General features: G+C 47.0%; 21 protein-coding genes. 1 reads left to right on the top strand and 20 read right to left on the bottom strand.

The annotated features are described in order from the left end of the window. Positions 1-4: 4 nt before the first annotated feature. The 14 genes from glyS to rpsU form a co-directional block, all read right to left on the bottom strand. Positions 5-2,065 carry a glycine--tRNA ligase subunit beta gene (glyS, locus tag Q7C19_RS00885; protein ID WP_375091426.1) on the bottom strand — a complete coding sequence of 687 codons (2,061 nt, stop codon included), beginning with the start codon at positions 2,063-2,065 and terminating at the stop codon, positions 5-7. Further along, positions 2,058-2,948 carry a glycine--tRNA ligase subunit alpha gene (gene glyQ, locus Q7C19_RS00880; RefSeq protein WP_029341034.1) on the bottom strand — a complete coding sequence of 297 codons (891 nt, stop codon included), beginning with the start codon at positions 2,946-2,948 and terminating at the stop codon, positions 2,058-2,060. Before glyQ ends, glyS begins: the two co-directional genes overlap by 8 nt. A 289-nt stretch (positions 2,949-3,237) precedes the next feature. Further along, on the bottom strand, positions 3,238-3,987 hold the full coding sequence (gene recO, locus Q7C19_RS00875; protein ID WP_214854844.1) for a DNA repair protein RecO: 750 nt from the start codon (positions 3,985-3,987) through the stop codon (positions 3,238-3,240). A 3-nt stretch (positions 3,988-3,990) separates the two neighbouring features. Then, positions 3,991-4,899, bottom strand: a complete 909-nt coding sequence (gene era / locus Q7C19_RS00870; protein ID WP_023467500.1) for a GTPase Era — start codon at positions 4,897-4,899, stop codon at positions 3,991-3,993. Continuing rightward, on the bottom strand, positions 4,892-5,290 hold the full coding sequence (locus Q7C19_RS00865; protein ID WP_023467498.1) for a cytidine deaminase: 399 nt from the start codon (positions 5,288-5,290) through the stop codon (positions 4,892-4,894). The genes era and Q7C19_RS00865 overlap by 8 nt, the downstream gene beginning before the upstream one ends. Before the next feature lie 48 nt (positions 5,291-5,338). Next, on the bottom strand, positions 5,339-5,656 hold the full coding sequence (locus tag Q7C19_RS00860; RefSeq protein WP_251137938.1) for a diacylglycerol kinase: 318 nt from the start codon (positions 5,654-5,656) through the stop codon (positions 5,339-5,341). A 29-nt stretch (positions 5,657-5,685) separates the two neighbouring features. Then, on the bottom strand, positions 5,686-6,162 hold the full coding sequence (gene ybeY, locus Q7C19_RS00855; RefSeq protein WP_056060122.1) for an rRNA maturation RNase YbeY: 477 nt from the start codon (positions 6,160-6,162) through the stop codon (positions 5,686-5,688). Continuing rightward, positions 6,159-8,216 (bottom strand): HD family phosphohydrolase, encoded by a 2,058-nt coding sequence (locus Q7C19_RS00850; protein ID WP_375091425.1) that lies wholly within the window; start codon positions 8,214-8,216, stop codon positions 6,159-6,161. The genes ybeY and Q7C19_RS00850 overlap by 4 nt, the downstream gene beginning before the upstream one ends. A gap of 36 nt (positions 8,217-8,252) precedes the next feature. Continuing rightward, positions 8,253-9,215 carry a PhoH family protein gene (locus Q7C19_RS00845; protein WP_052019074.1) on the bottom strand — a complete coding sequence of 321 codons (963 nt, stop codon included), beginning with the start codon at positions 9,213-9,215 and terminating at the stop codon, positions 8,253-8,255. Between the two features lie 171 nt (positions 9,216-9,386). Next, positions 9,387-9,857: a hypothetical protein gene (locus tag Q7C19_RS00840; protein ID WP_035409220.1), complete on the bottom strand. Its 471-nt coding sequence runs from the start codon at positions 9,855-9,857 to the stop codon at positions 9,387-9,389. Between the two features lie 13 nt (positions 9,858-9,870). Next, a complete protein-coding gene (gene floA / locus Q7C19_RS00835) occupies positions 9,871-10,854 on the bottom strand; it encodes a flotillin-like protein FloA (RefSeq protein WP_035409222.1) in 984 nt (327 codons plus the stop codon). Next, positions 10,851-11,360, bottom strand: coding sequence for an NfeD family protein (locus Q7C19_RS00830; RefSeq protein WP_035409223.1), 510 nt, complete (start codon positions 11,358-11,360; stop codon positions 10,851-10,853). Before Q7C19_RS00830 ends, floA begins: the two co-directional genes overlap by 4 nt. A 182-nt stretch (positions 11,361-11,542) precedes the next feature. Next, positions 11,543-11,989 (bottom strand): GatB/YqeY domain-containing protein, encoded by a 447-nt coding sequence (locus tag Q7C19_RS00825; RefSeq protein WP_035409225.1) that lies wholly within the window; start codon positions 11,987-11,989, stop codon positions 11,543-11,545. Between the two features lie 21 nt (positions 11,990-12,010). Next, positions 12,011-12,184 carry a 30S ribosomal protein S21 gene (gene rpsU / locus Q7C19_RS00820; protein ID WP_012369719.1) on the bottom strand — a complete coding sequence of 58 codons (174 nt, stop codon included), beginning with the start codon at positions 12,182-12,184 and terminating at the stop codon, positions 12,011-12,013. Between the two features lie 312 nt (positions 12,185-12,496). On the opposite strand from rpsU, the gene Q7C19_RS00815 reads away from it, so the two are divergent. After that, complete coding sequence (locus Q7C19_RS00815; protein ID WP_329470289.1) at positions 12,497-13,750, top strand: dicarboxylate/amino acid:cation symporter; 1,254 nt, start codon at positions 12,497-12,499, stop codon at positions 13,748-13,750. A gap of 67 nt (positions 13,751-13,817) precedes the next feature. Here the strand turns inward: Q7C19_RS00815 and pulA are convergent, their stop codons facing one another. The 6 genes from pulA to wecB all read right to left on the bottom strand — a co-directional run bounded on the left by pulA (position 13,818) and on the right by wecB (position 21,997). Next, complete coding sequence (gene pulA / locus Q7C19_RS00810; protein WP_375091424.1) at positions 13,818-16,730, bottom strand: type I pullulanase; 2,913 nt, start codon at positions 16,728-16,730, stop codon at positions 13,818-13,820. Positions 16,731-16,908: 178 nt separating this feature from the next. Continuing rightward, positions 16,909-17,835 carry an LCP family protein gene (locus Q7C19_RS00805; protein WP_375091423.1) on the bottom strand — a complete coding sequence of 309 codons (927 nt, stop codon included), beginning with the start codon at positions 17,833-17,835 and terminating at the stop codon, positions 16,909-16,911. Positions 17,836-17,848: 13 nt separating this feature from the next. Further along, positions 17,849-19,021, bottom strand: a complete 1,173-nt coding sequence (locus Q7C19_RS00800; protein ID WP_035409231.1) for a DHHW family protein — start codon at positions 19,019-19,021, stop codon at positions 17,849-17,851. Between the two features lie 15 nt (positions 19,022-19,036). Further along, positions 19,037-20,425 carry an MBOAT family O-acyltransferase gene (locus Q7C19_RS00795; RefSeq protein WP_290748795.1) on the bottom strand — a complete coding sequence of 463 codons (1,389 nt, stop codon included), beginning with the start codon at positions 20,423-20,425 and terminating at the stop codon, positions 19,037-19,039. Further along, positions 20,415-20,900 (bottom strand): hypothetical protein, encoded by a 486-nt coding sequence (locus Q7C19_RS00790; protein WP_035409236.1) that lies wholly within the window; start codon positions 20,898-20,900, stop codon positions 20,415-20,417. Before Q7C19_RS00790 ends, Q7C19_RS00795 begins: the two co-directional genes overlap by 11 nt. After that, entirely contained in the window at positions 20,897-21,997 is a 1,101-nt protein-coding gene (gene wecB, locus Q7C19_RS00785; RefSeq protein ID WP_375091422.1) for a non-hydrolyzing UDP-N-acetylglucosamine 2-epimerase, read from the bottom strand. Before wecB ends, Q7C19_RS00790 begins: the two co-directional genes overlap by 4 nt. Between the last annotated feature and the right edge of the window lie 109 nt (positions 21,998-22,106).

The raw sequence follows: 22,106 nt of genomic DNA, 5'->3' as shown, positions 1-22,106 counted from the left end.
TTCTTTACGCTAAAGTGAGTGCATTGAACCGAGCGACTGATTCGATTGCTTCTGCAAATCGTTTCATTTCGCTAAGACGGTTCGTACGGACCGTTTCGTCATCCGTCATGATCATCGTACCGTCAAAGTAGGCTGTGATCGATGGAACGGTTGCCTCAAGTGCCTCAAGTGCACGTGCATAGTCAAGTGACGCGATAGCTTGATCGACCTCTGGTAAGGCTTTCTCAATCGCCTCATGCAATTCGCGTTCCGCATCATTTTCAAAGAGCGCTGGATTAACAGTTGTGACACTTTCTGCTTTTTTCGAGATGTTCAAGACACGGCTTAATTGTTCGACCGTTTTCTTGAACGATTCTTTTTTCGTCGCCTCTTCGAGCATGGCAGCACGCTGTTCATTCGCTTCGACTGTCAACATATGGTCAAGAGCGGCTTCGACGACATCATGACGGAAGTCCATTTCCGATAGACGGTATTTCAAGCGTTGTGCAAAGAAATCTTGTAATGCGGCTTGTACTTCTTCGGCATCCTTCGTATAAAGACCTGCTGCTACCTGTTCAGACACGACGAAGGCAATCAGTTCAGTCAATGTCAAGTTCAACTTACGATCCGATAAGATTTGCACAATTCCTTGTGCTTGACGACGCAATGCATACGGATCCGCTGATCCACTTGGAATCATGCCGACACCGAAGAATCCAGCGACACTGTCCATCTTATCAAGGATCGCGTAGAGTGTCCCTGTCGGTGTCTCCGGACTTGCATCACCCGCGAAGCGTGGCATGTAATGTTCACGAATCGCAGCAGCGACTTCCGGATCCTCGTTTTTCATGTTCGCATAACGTTCACCCATCAGACCTTGTAATTCCGTGAATTCATAGACCATCTGACTGACGAGGTCGAATTTATAAATCTGACCCGCGCGTTCGACACGTGTTTTGTCTGCGCCGACACGGTTAGCAAGTGCGAGTGCCATTTGACGTACGCGACGGACTTTTTCACCTGTCGTTCCTAATTTTTCATGGAAGACGATTTTATCAAGACGTTTCGCCTGTTCATCAATGTCTGCTTTTTTATCTTCTTCATAGAAGAACTGAGCATCTGCTAAACGGGCACGAATGACTTTTTCGTTTCCGCGAGCAACGTTTTCAAGATGGGTTGCGTTCCCGTTTCGTACTGTCACGAAATAGTGGAGCAACGCACCGTCACGTTTGACTGGGAAGTACCGTTGATGTTCTTTCATCGTCGTGATCAAGACTTCTTCCGGTAACTCAAGATACGCTTCATCGAATGCACCGAACAAGGCTGTCGGATATTCGACGAGATTCGTGACTTCTTCAAGTAAAGACGCATCGATCGGTACTTCGAATTGTTCACGCGCCGCAAGCGCCGCGATTTGTTCTTCGATTAATTGACGACGAGCTTCATAGCTGACGATGACGTGCTCTCCTGCGAGCGCTTCGACATAGGCATTCGGACGAAGAATCGTGATGTCTTGCCCAAGGAAGCGATGCCCACGAGACGTCCGACCTGTTTCGACGGATGCGACTTCAAACGGGATGACTTGATCGTCAAGAAGAGCAATTAACCAACGAATCGGACGCATGTAGCGTAACGATTGTGTGCTCCAACGCATGTTTTTCGGGAACGTCATCGCTTCAACGACTTGTTTTAATCCGGGAAGTAGATCGGCTGTCGCTTGTCCAGTTTCCTTACGCGTCGCATAGAGGTATTCGACTCCCTTTTCTTCCCCAAGGAAGAGATCGTCCGTCGTGAGTCCTTTACCACGCGCGAATCCTTCTGCAGCTTTCGTCCAGTTCCCTGCTTCGTCCATCGCGATCCGTTTTGCGGGTCCTTTTAATGTCTCTTCGAGGTCGCTTTGACGTGCTGCGAGACCCTTGACATATACTGCAAGACGGCGTGGTGTCGAGAAGGATTCGACGCTTGTGAACTCAATCCGTGCTTCTTCAAGGAAACGCGTCACGCGTTCCTTGAGTTGTGTTTCGGATTGAAGGACGAATCGAGCCGGCATTTCTTCTAAACCGATTTCAAGTAATAATTCATGCATGTGACTCACCTGCTTTCGACTTGATCAATGGGAAGCCAAGACGTTCCCGTTCTTCGATGAAACTTTGCGCACAACGGCGCGACATGTTCCGTACACGATGGATGAATCCTGTGCGTTCCGTGACGGAAATCGCCCCCTTCGCGTCGAGAAGGTTAAAGGTATGCGAACATTTCAAGATGTAATCATATGCTGGGAAAACGAGATTCTCATCCAAGGCACGATTCGCTTCTTTTTCATATTGATCGAATAATGTAAAGAGTAAAGCGACATCTGATGTTTCAAATGTATACTTCGAATGTTCGAATTCCGGTTGATAGAAGATATCACCGTATTTGAACCCATCTGTCCAAACGAGATCAAAGACGCTCTCGACATCTTGGATGTAAGAAGCGAGACGCTCGATTCCGTAAGTGATCTCTACTGCGATTGGATTACACTCGATTCCACCGACTTGTTGGAAGTACGTGAATTGTGTAATTTCCATTCCATTTAGCCATACCTCCCAGCCGAGACCAGCAGCACCGAACGTTGGGTTCTCCCAGTTATCCTCTACGAAACGGATGTCATGTTCGAGTGGATTGATCCCGAGCAACTCGAGACTTTGTAAGTACAATTCCTGAATGTTGTCAGGTGATGGTTTCATGATGACTTGGAATTGATGGTGTTGATACAGACGGTTCGGGTTTTCTCCATAACGACCATCAGCCGGACGGCGTGATGGTTCTGTATAACAAACGTTCCACGGTTCCGGTCCGAGACTCCGTAAAAACGTCATCGGATTCATCGTACCGGCTCCTTTTTCTACGTCGTATGCTTGCATCGTCAAGCAGCCTTGTTCTGCCCAAAATTTTTGTAATGTCAAGATCATGTCTTGTACTGTCATCTTCACGACTTTCACCTCCGAAATGATTAAGGAACGCAAAAAACGCCCCTATGTACAACAATCGTTGCACATAGGGACGAGACGAGCCCGCGGTTCCACCCTACTTGCATGCATCGCATGCCACTCTTTTTGACAAAAAACACTCCGAAACGCCGTTCGCGCCCCTCTCACTCCCAGCTCACACCGCCCTGGAATCGCTTGATTGAGAAAAAAGACGGTACTCCTTTTCGTCATCGTGTTCATTTAGTTACTTCTTCCGCATTCATTCTACCGAACCCGCTTGTTGCTGTCAATCGTTGCCGAAATCAATCAACTGGTCGAGGACACGTTTTGAACGCAGACGTAACCCGCTGTAGCGTTCCATATAAGCATCCATGATTTGACGCAATAGACGCTTCGTTTCTGGCTTTACCGTCACGGTACCAATCCGTGAGAAATCATAGACGGAAAACACATAGAGCATCTTCGCAACTGCCTCTGACATATAGACAGCATGTTCATCCTCATGGCGATGCCGGCGACAGAGTAGACCGCCGTGGTGTAACGAAAAAGCGAATGGCGCTTCAGCACTTCCGCAAATCGTACAACCATTCAAATGTGGAGCAATGCCTAGATGACGCAACAGACGCAATTCGATGATGAAAGAGACGACGTCAGGATCTAGTCCTTCATCCATCGCCTCTAGTCCTTCGACGAATAAATCGTACAGCGCCGGTTGCGGCACCCGTTCATCAAGCGCTTTATCCGCAAGCTCCAATAGATACATCGCATAGGCCATCAACACGACATCTTGCCGAATATGCGCATGACTTGTAATGACGTCTGCTGATTTTAACTGACCGAGACCCCGTGAACGTGGATAGATATAGACAGCTCGGACGAAAGGCTGACTAGCCGCGTTAAAACGGCTACCCGGCTTCTTCGCTCCTCGCGCCATGACGGCGAGCTTGCCGTATTCACGTGTCAGTAGCGTAACGATCTTATTCGATTCACCATATACGACCGTTCGTAATACAAGCCCTTCCGCCTTATCGATCATCGCTTAATACTCATCATCGCGGAAGCCGAGTTCACGCAATTGACCGGCCTTGTTGCGCCAATCCTTTTGGACTTTGACCCACAAGTTCAGGTAAACTTTCGTCCCGAGTAACATCTCGATGTCCGTTCGTGCTTCAGAGCCGATTTCTTTTAGAAGTGCTCCGCGTTTACCGATGATGATTCCTTTTTGGGAATCGCGCTCGATCAAGATCGTCGCATGGACATCAACCATATTTCCATTCTCACGCGTCTTGATTTGATCAATCGCGACGGCAATCGAGTGTGGTACTTCATCGCGTGTCTTTTGCAAGACTTTTTCACGAATCATCTCTGAGATGATGAAGCGCTCTGGGTGGTCAGTGACTTGATCCGCTGGGTAATACATCGGTCCTTCTGGTAGAATTTTTGCGATTTCTTCAAGTAACGGTCCGACGTTATTCCCTTGTAGCGCCGAAATCGGAACGACTGCCGCGAACTCGAGTTCATTTTTGTACGACTCGATGATCGGTGGAATATCATTCGGATGAATCAAATCGACTTTATTCATGACGAGAATGATTGGTGTATCGAGTTCCTTCAATTTTTCAATAATGAAGTCGTCACCTTTTCCTTTTGGTTCCGTCACGTTGACCATGAACAAGATCGCATCGACTTCACGCAATGCGTTCGTCGCGACCTTCATCATGAAATCGCCGAGTTTATGTTTTGGTTTATGGATCCCAGGTGTATCAATGAAAATCGTCTGAACATCTTCTGTCGTGTAGACACCTTGAATCTTATTACGCGTCGTTTGTGGTTTATCAGACATGATGGCAATTTTTTGTCCGATGACACGGTTGAGGAATGTCGATTTTCCGACGTTCGGGCGTCCGATGATCGAGACAAAGCCCGATTTGAATCCTTCTTTAAACATGTAAATCTCCTTTCGTGAATGCTCCCGGTAATAGAGCGCCCACTGTTGTTTCTGTGACATCCCCTTTAAGGTTCGTCAAATAGATTGGCATATCCGCATCACACATCTCTGATAACACTTGGCGGCATTGTCCGCATGGTGCGACCGGTCCTTCTGTGTCCGCAACGACAGCCATCGCTGCATACTCGCGCGCATCTTGTGCCCACGCAGAGAAGATAGCTGTCCGTTCTGCACAGTTACAAAGACCATACGCTGCGTTTTCAATATTGCAGCCATGGAAGACTTGTCCGTCTTTCGTTAAGAGAGCAGCACCGACTTGGAATTTTGAATATGGAACATACGCTTTTTCGCGTGCACGTTTAGCTTGTTCGAGTAATTGTTCTGTTTTCATGTGAGTATCCCCTTTTTAGGAACGGTATTGGCCAAAAAGGCCGGATTCTTATTGTACCAAATATGGGATGAAGATGCATAGCGCAATCGCAACAGATGTAAGCGCCAACACTAAAACAGCACCACTCGCGATATCTTTGACTGCTTTTGCCAGTGGATGCCACTCCTGTGTCACGAGATCCACGACGCGCTCAAACGCTGTATTGAACATCTCGGCACTTATGACGATCCCGACCGTCAGAAAAAGAATCGCTCGCTCGACAGATGTCAACGGTAATAAAAAGGCGACAAGTAATACGATGCCGCCAATGATGACATGAACTTTCATATGCCGTTCTTCTCGAATCGATTGGCGCAACCCATGCATCGCATGTCGAAATGGTTGCCACCAGCTTTTCACAATGTGCCCCGGAATAACTCGAAGTGATGCAGGATTTCCTCCTGTCGCTTCGTCATGATTTCCTCATCTGCCTTTTCAATGTGATCATATCCGAGTAAGTGGAGGAAACCATGGACGGCGAGAAAACCGAGTTCACGCTCGAAATGATTGCCATATTCAGCCGCCTGTTCGCGACATCGTTCCACGGAAATGATCAAATCACCGAGGACGACTGGTTCATCTTCCAATAATCCAAAATCGATTTCATCTTCTCCGAGTTCTTCCATCGCGAAGGAAATGACGTCTGTCGCCTGATCTTTCCCACGCCATTCACGATTAATCTCTTGAATTTCATCGTTTGAGACGAAAGTCACGGACAACTCACTGTTCGGATCGACTTCTTCTTGTTCCGCCGTGTAAATCAAAATCGATTCGACAAGCTGTCGTTGCTCTTCCGTTAGACGATTATTTTCGTCTGTCATATAAATGTTCATTTCGTTGCCTCTTTCTTTAATTCTGGATACTCGATTCGTTCATGGAACAAACCGGATAAGGTATGACATGCACTTTCACCAACGCGATAAATCTCGCGTGTCGTGATGTCACATTCCGCAAATTGGTCGTCCATCATCTTTTCACGAATGATTTTCGCGACTAGGTCCCGAATTCCTTCTTCCGAAGGAGCTTTCATTGAACGAACAGCCGCTTCAATCGAGTCGACGATGATGATGACCGCCGCTTCACGCGTTTGTGGTTTAGGTCCTGTATAACGGAACGTATCCTCATCGACTTCACCTTGTTCTGCTGCCTTGACATAAAAATATCGGAGCAACGATGTTCCATGATGCTGGCGACAAATATCGATGATCGCTGCCGGGAGTTTTGCTTTTTCGAGCAATTCAACACCATCCTCCGTATGTGCCAAAATGACACGTGCCGACTCTTCCGGTGTCAATCGATCATGCGGATTGCGTCCATGCTGGTTTTCAATGAAATAAAGTGGTCGTCGTGTTTTTCCTAAATCATGATAGTAGGCACCGACTCGCGCAAGCAACCCATCTGCACCGATTGCTTCACAGGCTGTTTCTGCTAGGTTCGCGACCATCATGCTATGATGATACGTTCCTGGCGCTTCGACCAAGAGTTTCTTCAACAAGGGATGCGTCGGGTTCAACAGTTCGAGCAGACGCGTCGGTGCTAAGATACCAAATGTCATTTCGAGGAACGGCAATAACCCAATCGCAAGAATGGCACTCAAGATCCCACTAGCAATCGCAAAACCGACTAAAGTCAATGTTTCACGTAATTCGAATGTGCCACTACGTAATAGAACGAATGCAAAGAAAATCGCGATGTTTGCTCCGGCAATCGAAATACTGCTCATGAAAATACGACGACGTGACAAACTAGACTGTAGGAAAAACGTTGCGACTAAACCACCGACTAACAAATAGATCGCGATATTGAAGCTGAAGTTTTGATTCGTACTATAGAAGAATGTTCCGGCAAGTGCCGTGAAGAGTGAACTTGACAATGCAATCCGTTCGTTTAATAAATTGCGCAGAACAAGAGCAACAAAAGCGGTCGGTGTGAGTAAGTAAAGTGCAGGATTGATATCGTTTGCTAAAAACGCCATGCCATACATGACAAGCAATTGTAAGCTGACGACGAGGTAGACAAGCCCAAACAACCGGATCCGCCCCATCTGTGCATACCGTAGTTTCGAGCGATGAATGAAGCCGAATAGGAAAGCAGTCATCAATGCACTGACAAGCATCGCTCCAAGTAACGGTTTCAACGACTGACGGTCAGAAATCAAGCCGACGAGTTGTAGCTGGCGGTAAGCATCTTGCGAAATCACTTCGCCTCGCTTCACGATCACTTCCCCTTCCGAGATGATGACCGGTTCCACTTTATCACTTGTTTGTTTACGAAGCTGTTCCGTCTTTTCCGGATCATAGACGTAGTTCGTCACGATCAGTTGATCGGTCAACGCCTTGGCAATCGCCTTTAGCGAGAAAGAAAGCGGTGAACGTTCGATATCAGTTCGGGCATTTTCACGTGCTTCAGCCACTTCGCCGCCATCAGACGAGATGCGCTGACGCATCGCTTCTTCGATTGCTGTAATGACGACATCCCGTGTCGTGTCTCGAAGCGCTGTCGTTGAAGCTACAAGTAAACGTAGTTCGTCGTCCTTTAAAAGAGTTGCCGCTTCTGTCCCACGCAAACGCTGTTTGATTTTACTGATCTCGTCTGCTTTTTTAATGCCGGATAAACTAGCAAAAAGTTGTTCGACTTTATCAATTTGCTGTGCTGCATACTCTTGTTTGATCGTATACTGACTCTCGATTGCAGCAATCGCATTTTCCTTGATTTGATTCGTCGCGACCCGATCCTCCATCGTCAATGGCGACCGGATGTCTTCTTCTGCAATCGAGAATGGTTCTGCGGACAAGGCTTCTGGTCGGACACTGACATACATCATCGTCGATACGACGAGATAGAACACTACTGTCAAAAGTCCAACCCAGACCCTAACCTTGCGCATATCATCTCCCCCTTTTTCCATTATTCCCGTAACGGCTTATGTCAATTCCTGACTGTAAGCATCAACGATTTTCCGGACAAGTGGGTGACGCACGACATCAGCTGAGCCGAAGTGTTCGAAATGAATGCCTTTGACATTTCCGAGCAGATGCAATGCTTCTTGTAGACCAGACGTTTTTCCGCGCGGAAGATCAACTTGTGTCAAATCGCCTGTGACGATCATCTTCGAATGAAAACCAAGACGTGTCAGGAACATCTTCATTTGTTCACGTGTCGTGTTTTGCGCTTCATCTAGAATGACAAATGCATGTTCAAGTGTCCGCCCACGCATATAAGCGAGTGGCGCAATTTCGATGACACCACGCTCAAGTAGTCGAGCCGTATGTTCGACACCAAGGACGTCGTGTAACGCATCGTATAGAGGACGTAGATATGGATCAACTTTTTCTTTAAGATCACCAGGAAGAAATCCAAGATTCTCTCCTGCTTCTACTGCTGGACGCGTCAGGACGAGTCGTTTGACATGTCCTTCCTTCAGTGCTTTTGCAGCCATCACGACTGCGAGATATGTTTTTCCGGTCCCCGCTGGTCCAATACCAAATGTCAAATCACAGCGATCAATTCCACGGACGTAACGTGCTTGACCGAGCGTTTTCGCACGAAGTGGTTTTCCTTTATGATTCGTATGGATGACCGTATCGTAAAGTTCCAGTAGTTCATCCACCCGATCTTGACGTGCGAGTTGAATGGCGCTCGTTGCGTCACGCTCCGTCAAAACAGCTCCACGATTGACGAGTTGCTTCAGGACACCAACGACTTGTCCTGCCAAGATCACAGACTGTTCCTGTTCGGATTGTGCCAACAGCTCATCTCCTCGATGTGTAAGCTGGACTTCAAGTTCCGCTTCCATCGTACGTAAGACTGCGTCATTCGGACCGACGAATGCTTGAATCTGTTCTGAATTCGAAAATGCAAATGGGATTCTTTCGTTGAATATCACGTTGTGAATGGCCTCCTAGTCATGGATAACAAGTTGTCATCGCTTCATATCTAATCTCTTCCACTTTAGCACTTCCACCGAAAAGATGGAAAGAAAAACCCGTTTCCACCTTTTGGAAAACAAAAAGAGTCGATCCTACACGTTTCGTAGGATCGACTTCCTGTCCAACCATCATCGTTTTCGTTTAGAGACAGGCGCTCCGAGAACCTCACTCCAGACGATCGCACGTCGCATTTCGTCTTGCGAAAGCGTCGTTGCTGATGCCGAACGACTCGATGTTCCAATAGCACCGTCTGCGACGCTGTCTTTGATTTCACCAATACTCGAAGAAGGCACCCCTTTTTTCGAATGTTGTTTCTGACGTTGGTCCAAACGTTGTTGCAATTCCGTTCGTTCATGAACTGGTCGTGCTTTCGTTTGGGTTACCCCAGGTTGTTTCTTCGCAGGTGCTTTTTTACGAACGACAGGTGGAGGTGTCGTCTCTTGTCGAACCGTATCCACCTGTTCGACCATTTGCTTCACATACTCCCCGAACTCTTTTGAAGGTGTCCGGTTCGTCTGCTTCGGTTTTTTATCTGCTGCTTTTGAGATGACGGAGATGACACCGAATGCGATCATCAATCCGACCCATATGATATCCATACCGTCTCACCCTTTACTGTGAGTCATGTGGTGATGATTGTCCACCGATTGCTTGACGCATTTTCGTATCGGCTGTCACGTTCAAGTAGTTCGCATAATCCATGACGCCAAAATTTCCGTCACGCATCGCTTCTGCGATAGCAAGTGGTACTTCCGCTTCAGCAGCGACAACCTTCGCTCGCATCTCTTCAACACGTGATTTCATCTCTTGTTCGCTTGCGATCGCCATTGCGCGACGCTCTTCCGCCTTCGCTTGCGCAATGTTCTTGTCTGCTTCCGCTTGGTCCGTTTGAAGGACCGCACCGATGTTCTTACCAATATCAATGTCCGCGATATCGATCGAGAGAATTTCAAACGCCGTTCCTGAATCGAGTCCTTTTGCAAGGACTGTCCGTGAAATCATTTCTGGATTCTCAAGTACTTCTTTTTGGTCATTACATGAACCGATGGTTGAGATGACACCCTCACCAACACGCGCGATGACCGTTTCTTCCCCAGCACCACCGACGAGACGATCAATATTCGCACGTACCGTGATTCGGGCTTTCGCTTTCACTTCAATCCCATTCATCGCGACACCGGCGATGAACGGTGTTTCGATGACTTTTGGGTTAACCGACATTTGAACAGCCTCTAAAACATTACGACCAGCAAGATCAATCGCCGCTGCGCGTTCGAAGCTCAGCTCGATATTCGCCCGGTGTGCTGCAATCAAGGCATTGACGACACGGTCAACGTTACCCCCTGCAAGGAAATGACTTTCCAGTTGGTTCGTATTCAAGTTCAATCCCGCTTTAACTGCCTTGATCAACGGATTGACGATTTTTGATGGTGTTACTCGACGAAGACGCATCCCGACTAATGTAAAGATTGATACGCGTACGCCTGCTGCGAGCGAGCTAATCCAGAGTGGAATCGGGACGAGCGTGAAGAAAATAGCGAGGAAAATTAAGATTCCTCCAGATATGAGTAATACGGTCAATAATTCAGGTGTCATGTGTGGGACTCCTCCTTCGTATGTTGGACTCTAACAATGACGCGTCCGTGCGTCACTTCTTTTACAACGATCGTTTCCCCCGCTTGAATGAAGGTTCCTTCTGTAACGGCATCGATTCGGTTCCCATCGATTTCAATCGTTCCTGACGGACGTAATGGTGTCAGACTGACTCCTTCTTGTCCTAACAGTTGTACTTTGTCTTGATGAGAAAGGTAACCCTTTTCAGACGATGTAGAATCCGTCAAAATCAAACCTCTCCAAAGCAATGACTGATTTGATTTTATTCTGCGATACGCCCAGAACCCGGCCGCAAGTGACAGAAAAACTGCAAGCCCAACGGCTAAACCGACTTGTCCGACGGTCGCACCTGCCATAATCAAGCTAGCAAGGACAGCACCGATCCCAAGGACGCCAAAGATTCCAAACCCTGTGACGAATATTTCAACCAGTAACATGAGTACCCCGATCATGAAGACCGTCAAAATCATCCCTAAGCTAAACGTCATGCGTACGTTCACCCCTTTTCATTCGTGTCAGAAGCTACTTCTTTTGCACTTTGATTCGTTACTACAATTATATACGCTTTCAAAACAAAAAGGTTTCATGACTATTCTGAATTCATCAAGAAACTTTAAAAACGTGACAGGAACGACAAAAAAAGGTGTCCCTCGGGACACCTTTCCATGTATTAAGCGAGACGTTGTTTGACGAGTCGATTAATTAAGGCACCGTCTGCCTTGCCCTTAAGCTGCGGCATGACGACACCCATTACTTTCCCCATATCCGAAGGAGCAGAGGCACCCGTCTGCGCAATAGCTGCGTCGACGATTTCCTGTACTTCTTCCTCGGAAAGCTGTTTTGGCATATAAGCTTCGAGCACGACAATCTCTGCTTGAATTTTCTCGACGAGATCGTGACGACCAGCGCTTTCGAATTCTCGGAGGGAGTCGTTGCGCTGCTTCATTTCACGTGAAAGAATCGTTAATTCTTCCTCGTCTGTCAATTCTTGCTTACCGAGTTTGATCGTTTCATTTTGCAGCGATGATTTCACCATGCGAATCGTCGTAAGACGATCTTTTTCACGAAGACGCATGGCATCTTTCATATCCGCTGTCAAACGCTCCTGAAGACTCATGAGGATACACCCTCTCTAACGTTAGAACTTCTTACGCTTACGCGCAGCCTCCGATTTAAGCTTACGTTTTACACTTGGCTTTTCGTAGTGTTTACGTTTACGAACTTCTGCAAGCGTACCATCTTTTGAAACACCACGTTTGAAGCGACGAAGTGCGTCTTCAAGTGATTCATTTTTACGTACACGAGTTTCCACTAGTTTTCCCTCCCTCCGATATTACCGACTAAAGGAAACGTGTCAGACACGTCATACAACATTATAGTAGGAATATACAATTTGGTCAACAGTTGATTCAAGCGACTTTTCTGTACCCTACGCTGTTCCTTTTTGTTCTTTTCTATCCTCTCATGCTTGCATCCGTTTGACAACAAAATCTGATCATTCCTGCATCAAAATTCAGAAACTTTTTTGTAAGCGTTATTATATTTTTTTAAAATGTTTTGTCAAAAAGGGTGATGATGTGTCAAAATATAGGCAATTATCAAACAAAGGAGTGTGACATCACGTATGAAAGAAGCAAAACGCATCATCTGGGGTTTGATTCTCGGCGTAGTTCTCGGAATCATTCTGGCTAGCTTACCGGATAAGTCGATTTATGAAGGATTGAATAAATATGCTTTACAACCAATCGGAACAATCTTCCTGAACTTGATTAAGATGCTTGTCGTACCGATTGTCTTCTTCTCAATCGCCCTTGGTGTCATGGGACTCGGTAATCCAAAAGAACTGGGTCGTGTCGGTGGAAAAGCGATTACTTACTTCATGACGACGACAGCTGTCGCGATCGTCATCGCTCTCGGTTTATCATTATTGATTAAACCGGGTACATTCGGTAACTTCGAAACGCAAGATCTTGAATATGATAACGGCAATCTACCAGATACGAGTTTGATCAATACGATCGTCGGTATGTTCCCGACGAACCCGATCACGTCGATGGCGGAAGGCAACATGTTACAGATCATCGTCTTCAGTGTCTTTATCGGTTTCGGGATCACATTTCTCGGTAAAAAGGTCTCGACGTTACGGACTTTCATTGAACAGGGTAACGATTTAATGACATATTTGATCACACTCGTCATGAAGATGGCGCCGCTCGGAGCGTTCGCCTTGATTGCATCGGCAGTCGGTTCACAAGGCTTTGATTCCTTAAAAGCGATGGGACTTTATATGGGTGTCGTCATTTTATCTTTGATCGTTCATTCTGTATTGACATATGGCTCGACTGTCTCACTTCTTGGGAAAATGAATCCGTTCTTCTTCTTTAGAAAATTCGCACCTGTCATGTTGTTTGCTTTCTCGACGTCTTCGTCGAACGCAACACTTCCTGTCGCTATGCAAACGGCTCAAAAAGAGCTGAAGGTTCCACGCTCCGTCTCTAGTTTCGTTCAGCCACTCGGTGCGACGATCAACATGGATGGGACGGCAATCATGCAAGGAGTTGCGACTGTTTTCATTGCGCAAGTCTATGCGGTTGATTTAACACCTGGGCAACTTGCGACGGTCGTTCTGACAGCTGTTCTCGCATCGGTCGGAACAGCTGGTGTTCCGGGTGTCGGTCTCGTCATGCTAACGATGGTTCTTCAGTCGGTCAATTTACCCGTCGAAGGGATCGCTTTGATCATCGGTGTCGATCGTCTTCTGGATATGATGCGTACAGCCGTCAATATCACGGGTGACGCAGCATGTGCCGTCATCGTCTCGAAATCAGAAGAAGGTAACCTCAAAGAAGGCGAAGAAACCGATGAACGCTATGCGTAATCGTATGTCTCTTACTCCAAGAAAGGACGTTCCGCAGTTTGCGGAACGTCCTTTGTCGTTTGTTTGATTATTTTGCTAAGACGAACGAGCTGAGTCCCTCAACACGAACCGTACCTGAAACAGTGCGGATCGTTTTTGTTCCTGCTTGTTTACCATCTACGAGAAGCTTCCATTTCCCTTTCGGTAGCTTCATGTCAACTACTGTTCGATTTGCATTGTGAATGACATATAAATCGTTCTTCTGTTGTGGAGCGTCGTCATCTAGTCGATACGCAATGACTTGTGCCGGTGCTGCTTCAAACGTCAAGTAACGACGGATATCTTTCGCTGTTGCTAAGTGAAGTGCAGGGTTCTTCTTGCGTAATTCGATTAATCCTGTCATATAATCGACGTCTTGTTGACGATCCATCTTCCGTTTCCAATCGAGCTGGTTGACAGAGTCCGGTGATTTATATGAGTTATGATCGCCACCTTTTGTCCGCATGAAGTCCTGACCTGCATGGATGAACGTCGTTCCTTGTGACGTCAGCAAAATACTTGAAGCTAGACGGTGCATCTTCGTCTTCGTTGCGTCATTGTCTTGTGGATTCGTCAGGTTCAACTTATCCCAGAGGGTATGGTTATCATGTGCTTCAACGTACGTGATCGCTTGATCTGGTTCTTGCGTAAATCCTTGAATGTCTTTATCGTAAGCAATCTCGCCGACGATACCACGTTTGATACGTGTCTCAAGACCCGCTTTCCCGTTGATGAATCCAGCATCCGTGTCTTCGAAGACACTACCTTTGAGCGCATCACGCAGGTTGTCATTGAAATGTCCGATTCCCGGCATTTGTTTTGTGTTCGTTTGGTTTGCTTTCTCTGAATCTGGAAGAGGAGTTCCGAGGCTCCACCCTTCTCCGAACACTAGAATCGACGGATCAATTCGCTTCGTCGCCTGTTTGACAGCGTTCATCGTCTTGACGTCGTGAATGCCCATCAAGTCGAAGCGGAAGCCATCCCAGTGGTATTCCTTTGCCCAGTACGAGACAGAATCAACGATTAGTTTATGCATCATTTGACGTTCAGAGGCTGTATCATTCCCGACACCTGTACCGTTCGCTAAATCGCCGCCTTCTGTATAGCGGTAGTAGTAACCCGGTACGATCTTATCAAGATTTGATGCTTTGGCGTCAAACATGTGGTTATAGACGACGTCCATGACGGCACGTAGACCATTGTCATGGAGTCCTTGGATCATCTGTTTCATTTCCGTGATCCGGACTTTTGGATCATATGGATTTGTCGCATACGATCCTTCTGGTGCATTGTAGTTCTTCGGATCATAACCCCAGTTGTATGATTTAAGCGGATTCGTCTCATCGACGGATGCTGTATTGAAATCATAAACAGGAATGAACTGGACATGCGTGATACCAAGTTCCTTTAAGTGATCGAGTCCCGTCTTTGTCTTCGTTTTTTTGCCATCCTTCGTTAAACGTGTACCTGGCTCGATGACACCAAGATATTTTCCTTTTTGTTTGATACCTGAATCGTAACCTGAATTCGTCACATCAAACATCGATAGATCACGGACATGTGATTCATAAATGATCGCGTCTGTTGCGTGACGAAGTGGCATTTTCCCATTCGTCCAGCGTTTTGGATCCGTCTCGCGTAAATCAACGACGACACCTTGGTCTCCGTTAACAGCGACCGCTGTCGCATACGGATCAACGGCACGCGTCGATTCTTTTGCGTGTTTGACTTCATATGTGTAACCGACACCATCAAGATCACCCTTGACCGTCACTTGATAGACACCACGATCCGTCCGTTTCATCTGGATTTCACGCGTGATATCTTTTGTCGTAGCTGCTTGTTGTTTCGGTAAACGATATAACTCGAGTTCAACGGCTTGCGCTGTCGGCGCCCAGACCTTGAATGTCGTCTTCGATTTCTGATAGTCGACGCCGAGCTTACCACCATAGGCATACTTTTGATCGAATGCTTTCGAACGCAGTACCTTCCCTGCTTCAAGAACTGCTTCTCCAAAAACAGGATGCGTCACGCGGACGACTTTTGCTAAATCGATATCAGAAGCGACTTCGACTTTCGCCGTCTTGGCATCGATCGCTGATACGACTGGATTCGTCACACCTTCGAACGTAAATGCCTTTAAGTCTTCTGCCATCATCGGTGTATTCGTTTTAAGCGTCATCGTCCGGAAGTCATCAGCCAAAAAGCTCGTGATTTTTGGCGTCCGATCAATTTCCGGTTTGCTGTAGTACACTGTCTGGTCCCCTTCGATCAACCAGATGTCCTTCGCACCTGCATAAAAGAAACGATCGGCTCCGTCTTTTTCCGACCAGCCCTCAAGATGAGGAATGACGCCTGCAAGACGTGCTTTCGTTGGGTTATCAAGCGTTACTTTGGCAATGGCACCGAACTCATCCTGCTGATCGAATTCGAATCGTTTGCCATCTTGCGCTTCCGGCCAAGACCAGACGCCGTATTTATCATAATCATTGTCATACCGATAATAGTGGATATTCGTGTCGATTTTTTCGACGTCTGCTCCATTAGTCGGATTGACCGTCGAGATATCCTTGCTTCCCGATTCGATCCAGATTTCAGCAACTCCGTTTTTAATCATATCTTTCGTGATGAAACGATCGTTCTCAGATCCCCCATCCTTGTTCCAGTTATCATCTCGCACGATGAAGCCGACTTTTTCCGGCTGATCGACTGGAAATTCATAGGCTGCGATTTTTCCGTAAGCATCTTCACCATTAAAGGCATGTGCTTTATTCGGAAAATAATCCGGACCATTTGTCCATAACCACAAGTTCCAATCCTTCGTGGCATTCGGGTCTTCCTTGTAGTGAATGATGACCAATGTAGACTTTCCTTTTTCCAGTGCTTGACCGGATAAAGACAGTCCACTAAATATTAGTGCAAACGTTAGCGCAACGATACAAACGGATCTTATGCGTTTCATACGATAGCCATCTCCTTTGTTATGTAATCGTTTTCATTTTGCATCCGTTTATAAGTCCTGTCAAAGCCTATTTGATGATTCGAACAGAAAATAAGACTTTTGAACCAAAGTGATTCGGTTGGATGGAAAACAACAAAAAAAGAACCGTCCGTGTGGTAGACAGTCCTTTTTACCGGGTTTAAGAAGACGCGAGGATGGCATGAATCTTGGCTTTCGTTTGTCTCATGGATTCATCCGATGCAAAGAAGTACCATACCCCATCGTTTGCGATATAGCCTTCTCCATCTAGCTTTAATGGTTTCAGCTGTTTGAATCCCGGCTGATTTTCTTGAGCAAGTTGTGCCGCCACGTCAAAACCGATGTTCGTCGCGAAATTATGCTTCATGACATTCGTGATTTCTTCCATCTTGGTCAGTAAACGAGGTCCAGCCAGTTTAGCACCGACGGCTTCTAAAACTTGACGTTGCCGAATCTGTCTGCCCATATCGCCGAGTGGATCTTGTTTTCGCATACGTGCGTAACCACTTGCTTCTAGACCAGTTAAATGAATCTTTCCTTTTTTATACTCCTTTTGTAAACGACGGTCGTTCCAGCTGAAGGCGGATGGATTATCCACTGTGACACCGCCAACAGCATCAACCAATTCAATCAACCCATCCATATTGATCTTAGCGTAATATGGGATATCGACATCAAACGTTTGTTCCACCGTCTCGACCGTCTCCTTCACACCACCATAGGCATACGTATGATTGATTTTCGTCTTCTCACCTGTCGGTATCGTAACTTGCATGTCGCGTGGAATGGACAACGAAGTCGCTTGCTTCGCTTTCGGGTTAAACGAGAGCAACATGATGGCATCTGCCCGTCCCTTATCATTCTTTCGCTCGTCGACGCCAATCAAGAGGACATTGACTGGCTTCATCGATGCGAGTGGCTTTGCTTTTTCCCCACCCAACGGTTGTAAAAAGGAATGCGCCGTCTGTTGGATTTTTAAAAATGCCAGTCCCGTCGAAGCGCTAGCAATCAAGACGATCACGAGCAGAAGCGCACTGATGACGCGCCAGAGGATCGGAGGTCTTCGTTTATCGATGCGTGATTTCATACTCTGTTCTCCTTCACAATTTGTCCTCGTACGTCTTCATCAAACCGGCAATGTTCGAGTTGTGCAGAAACAGCACCGAATCGATCTGCTTTTGTTTGGCAAATCGGGAAACATCAAATGATTTTGGAACGTATCGAATATCCACGACTTCTAAGTTGGCACTTTTCGCAAGCAATGGTAACACAGGATTTGCAAACGAATCCTTTAAAACCAAAATCGTCGGGCGATTTCGATTCGCCGCTGACTTCATTGACATGATGTCGTGGTTTCCGCGAAGAAATACTTCATATCGATCGACATAATCACCTTCTTGTTTGACGAATGATTCATCAATGACAGGACGTCCACATTTCCCTTCATAACAAACATCGATACCGTTGAAGAACGCAGGAGCATAATAATCTAGACGGTCACCGGACGCCGCATAGGAGAGCGTCGTTTTTCGTGCTAATGATCCATAGTAGGCGTGTTGATCTTCCTTCCGCCACTTCGTCTCAGGTAACGTCGTTGACAGTCCCATTCTTTTCGTGATGACTTGGTAAGCTTCTGTTGCACCGTCGATGTTCCAGTGATGATCTGTCTTGAAGTAGTCACTTAACTTCAATCCTTGCAAAGAAAGATTGGTCATCCCCGCCGCTTGAAAGTCTCGTACCATTTTTTCATAGCGCTCGTTTGCATTGGAAGCGACATAAGACGGAATTAGTTTGTCCCGTTCTGCGATAACGGTTTTAGACGGTGCTAACGCCATATAGACCGGACGATCGACTTCTCCAACGAATTGTTTGAATGCTTGCGGAATTTTTACGTTTCCTGATGCACTCGGTTCAATCATATAATCGTTTTTTGCCGTATAAATGCCATTACGAAACGGCTGTCGAAAGACATCTTTTGATAAAAGCGCCTGTATCTCGACGAACGTTCCTCGCAACAGTAATTGATCCGTGAAATAGGTCTCCATTTTGAGCATATCCTTGCCTGTCGCGATTCCCTCGACGGTGGGCTCAACGGACTGGGCAAGTGTACGATTTTCCAGCTGGGACCGGACACGGTCTTCCCGGACAAGCGTTCCGAGTCCGATCGTCAGTAAGACGAGAATAAAACTGACAGTCGTCACCCACATCATGATTCGCTCGAAAGAAGGTGTTTGATTCGTCTCCTGTTGCGTTTTCATCAATGGCTGCTCCATGGATAGTCCTCCTTTTTAGAACCGGAAATAGATGAACGGATTAAACGTGCTCGCAACGAGTGCCGATGTCGCAAGGAACAACATCAACATGGCGTACCCATACTGCATCGTTGTTCCGATCTTCCCGAGAGAGACGACGACACGTTCTCCGAGATACTTCGGAATCGGTGTCGCAGCGATACACGCGACAAGTAGTAGGACTCCGTTCTGAACGAGTTGGTAACTCGCCCGTTCATCCCATAGCACATCCGGTACGAACATTGCTTGAATATACATAACGGCTTCTGGAAACGTCTCTGAGCGGAAAAAGACCCAACCGACGAGCACGAGGATGAGCGTCCAGACTGTCGAGACGACAGGCATACGCTCGAGCCATCTCCCGAGAAATGCCTTCTCGAGCATGATCCAAACTCCGTAATATGCGCCCCACGCGACGAATGTCCAACTCGCACCGTGCCAAAGGCCCGTCAACATCCAGACGATCGCCAGATTTCGATACTGCCGCCACGGCGATACACGGTTTCCCCCTAACGGAATATAAACATAGTCGCGGAACCAAGAGCCGAGCGAAATATGCCATCGACGCCAAAATTCTGACACGGATTTTGAAATATATGGGTAGTTGAAGTTCTCCAAGAAATGAAATCCGAACATCAATGCTAAACCAATTGCCATATCGCTATAGCCCGAAAAATCAAAATAGATCTGTAAGGCATAAGCGATGATTCCAATCCATGCTAGCCCCATCGAAAGGTCTTTCATATTAAAAACAGCGTCTGCGACCTGACCACATCCGTTCGCAAGAATCAATTTTTTTGATAGACCAATCGTAAAGCGGCGAACACCCCGTGCAAAATCAGATACCGTCTCTTGACGAGATTCGATCTGACTCGCAATCGTGTTGTAGCGGACAATTGGCCCCGCGACGAGTTGCGGGAAAAACGCGATATAAAGGGCAAGGTCGAGTGGATTCTTTTGCACCGCTTCCTTCCCTTTATAAATGTCGATGACGTAACTCATCGCATGGAATGTATAAAAGGAAATTCCAAGCGGTAAGACGACTTCTGGAACGAACCAACTCAGACCAAACGATTCGTTGACGGAGTGGACGAAAAATCCGCTGTACTTAAACCAACCGAGCAATCCAAGGTTGACGACGATCATGCTGAACATGATCCACTTCACTCCGACACGTTGCCGATAGAAATCAACGAATAAGGCAAAGAAGTAATTGATCGTGACGCTGAGTAGCATCAGTAAGGCAAAGCGTGGTTCTCCGAATGCATAAAAGAACAGGCTGGCAACTAACAGCCAGCCGTTACGGAATGTCCGAGGCAACACGTAGTACACGAGCAGTACTGTCGGCAAGAACAAAAATAAAAAAATCGTCGAACTAAACAGCATAGGTTGCTTCCTCCTCTGCCTTGACGTATTGCGCGATGGCGAGTTCGCGGAGATGGACCCGGAAGCTCCCTTCGTTTAAAAACTTCCAGGCCATTTTGAAATAAACCGCTCCTGGCACACGCTCCATCTCGAACTGGACGATCGTCTCATTCGTCAACGTCAGATGCTCCGTCTCAGAGACCATCCGCTTCTTTTGCCCATACTGCATCTTGAATACTTGAACGAGACATGGTTCCGCCACTTCAAAACGGCACGTTACCTGAATGATGTCACCTATCAGTTCAGCATCTTTTCGATACAGTTTTGAAGGCGGATGTTGAAAGCCTTGATCGAACAGTTGCAGATACAGTTTGTCAGTCGCTATCGCATCCTGAAAATCAAAACACACCCCCGGCGCTGCATCTTCGAGCAAAATCTTTTCCTGAGTACCGAACGGAAAAAACTGATAGCTCGCGACGGTCAGCTCCTTATTCATACCGGTACCTCACTCATGATCGCATCGACGATTCGTTCTGCTGCCTGTCCATCGCCATACGGATTCGCGGCTTGCGCCATCGATTGATAGAAGATTTCGTCCGTCAATAATTGATGGCTCATCGCATAGATATGCTCTGGATTCGTACCGACCAGTTTCAAGGTTCCTGCTTCGACGCCTTCAGGTCGTTCCGTCGTCTCCCGTAAGACAAGAACGGGAACACCGAGTGAAGGCGCTTCTTCTTGAATCCCGCCTGAATCTGTCAGGATGAAGGAAGCACGAGCTGCCAGGTTGTGGAAATCAAAGACATCAAGCGGCTCAATCAACTGAATCCGTGGATGATGCTCTAGGCGAGCTGCTGCTTCTAGCACGACTGGATTCGGATGGACTGGATAAACGATTTCTATTTCCGGATGATCATTTGCCAACTGTTCAATCGCTTCAAAAATCATTGCCAGTTGTAAATGGTTCTCACGACGATGAACCGTCAGCAAGACGAGTTTTCGCCCCGACTTCTCAAGTCGTGTCAGAACAGGATGCGTATAGCTAGCAGAAACGGTTGTCTTAAGTGCATCAATGACCGTATTACCCGTTACGATGATTGGTGTCTGTTTGTTCTCAGCACGTAAATTCATCGCCGCTTGTTCGGTTGGAGCAAAATGATAATCCGCCAACACACCTGTCAATTGACGATTCATCTCTTCCGGAAACGGTGCATACTTTTCATATGTCCGCAGTCCTGCTTCGACATGACCGACTGGAATCTGTTGATAGAATGCCGCTAACGAAGCAGCGAACGTCGTCGTCGTATCCCCATGGACAAGAACGAGATCCGGCTGTTCCTTTTCGAGGACACGACGCATCGCATTCAGAATACGTGCCGTCATCTCCTCTAACGTTTGACGCGGACGCATCAAATCCAAGTCATGGTCCGGAGTGATCTGGAACAATTCGAGTACCTGATCAAGCATTTCCCGGTGTTGCGCCGTTACGACGACAATCGGTTCGACGTCTGGGCGGTTTTCAAGTGCTTTTACGACAGGTGCCATCTTAATGGCCTCAGGTCGTGTTCCGAATACGAGCATGACACGTTTCATCTACTTCATCCCCTATCTCATTTCATGACGATCGTTCGATCGTCTCGCCTCTCATCTGTTGCTCAATGTCACCGATTCGACCGGTTCGTTTTTTCGAAACATAGTGAGT

The sequence above is a fragment of the Exiguobacterium sp. PHA03 genome (genome assembly GCF_041945985.1).
GTDB lineage: Bacteria > Bacillota > Bacilli > Exiguobacteriales > Exiguobacteriaceae > Exiguobacterium_A.
This window is presented reverse-complemented; position numbering and strand designations above follow the sequence as displayed.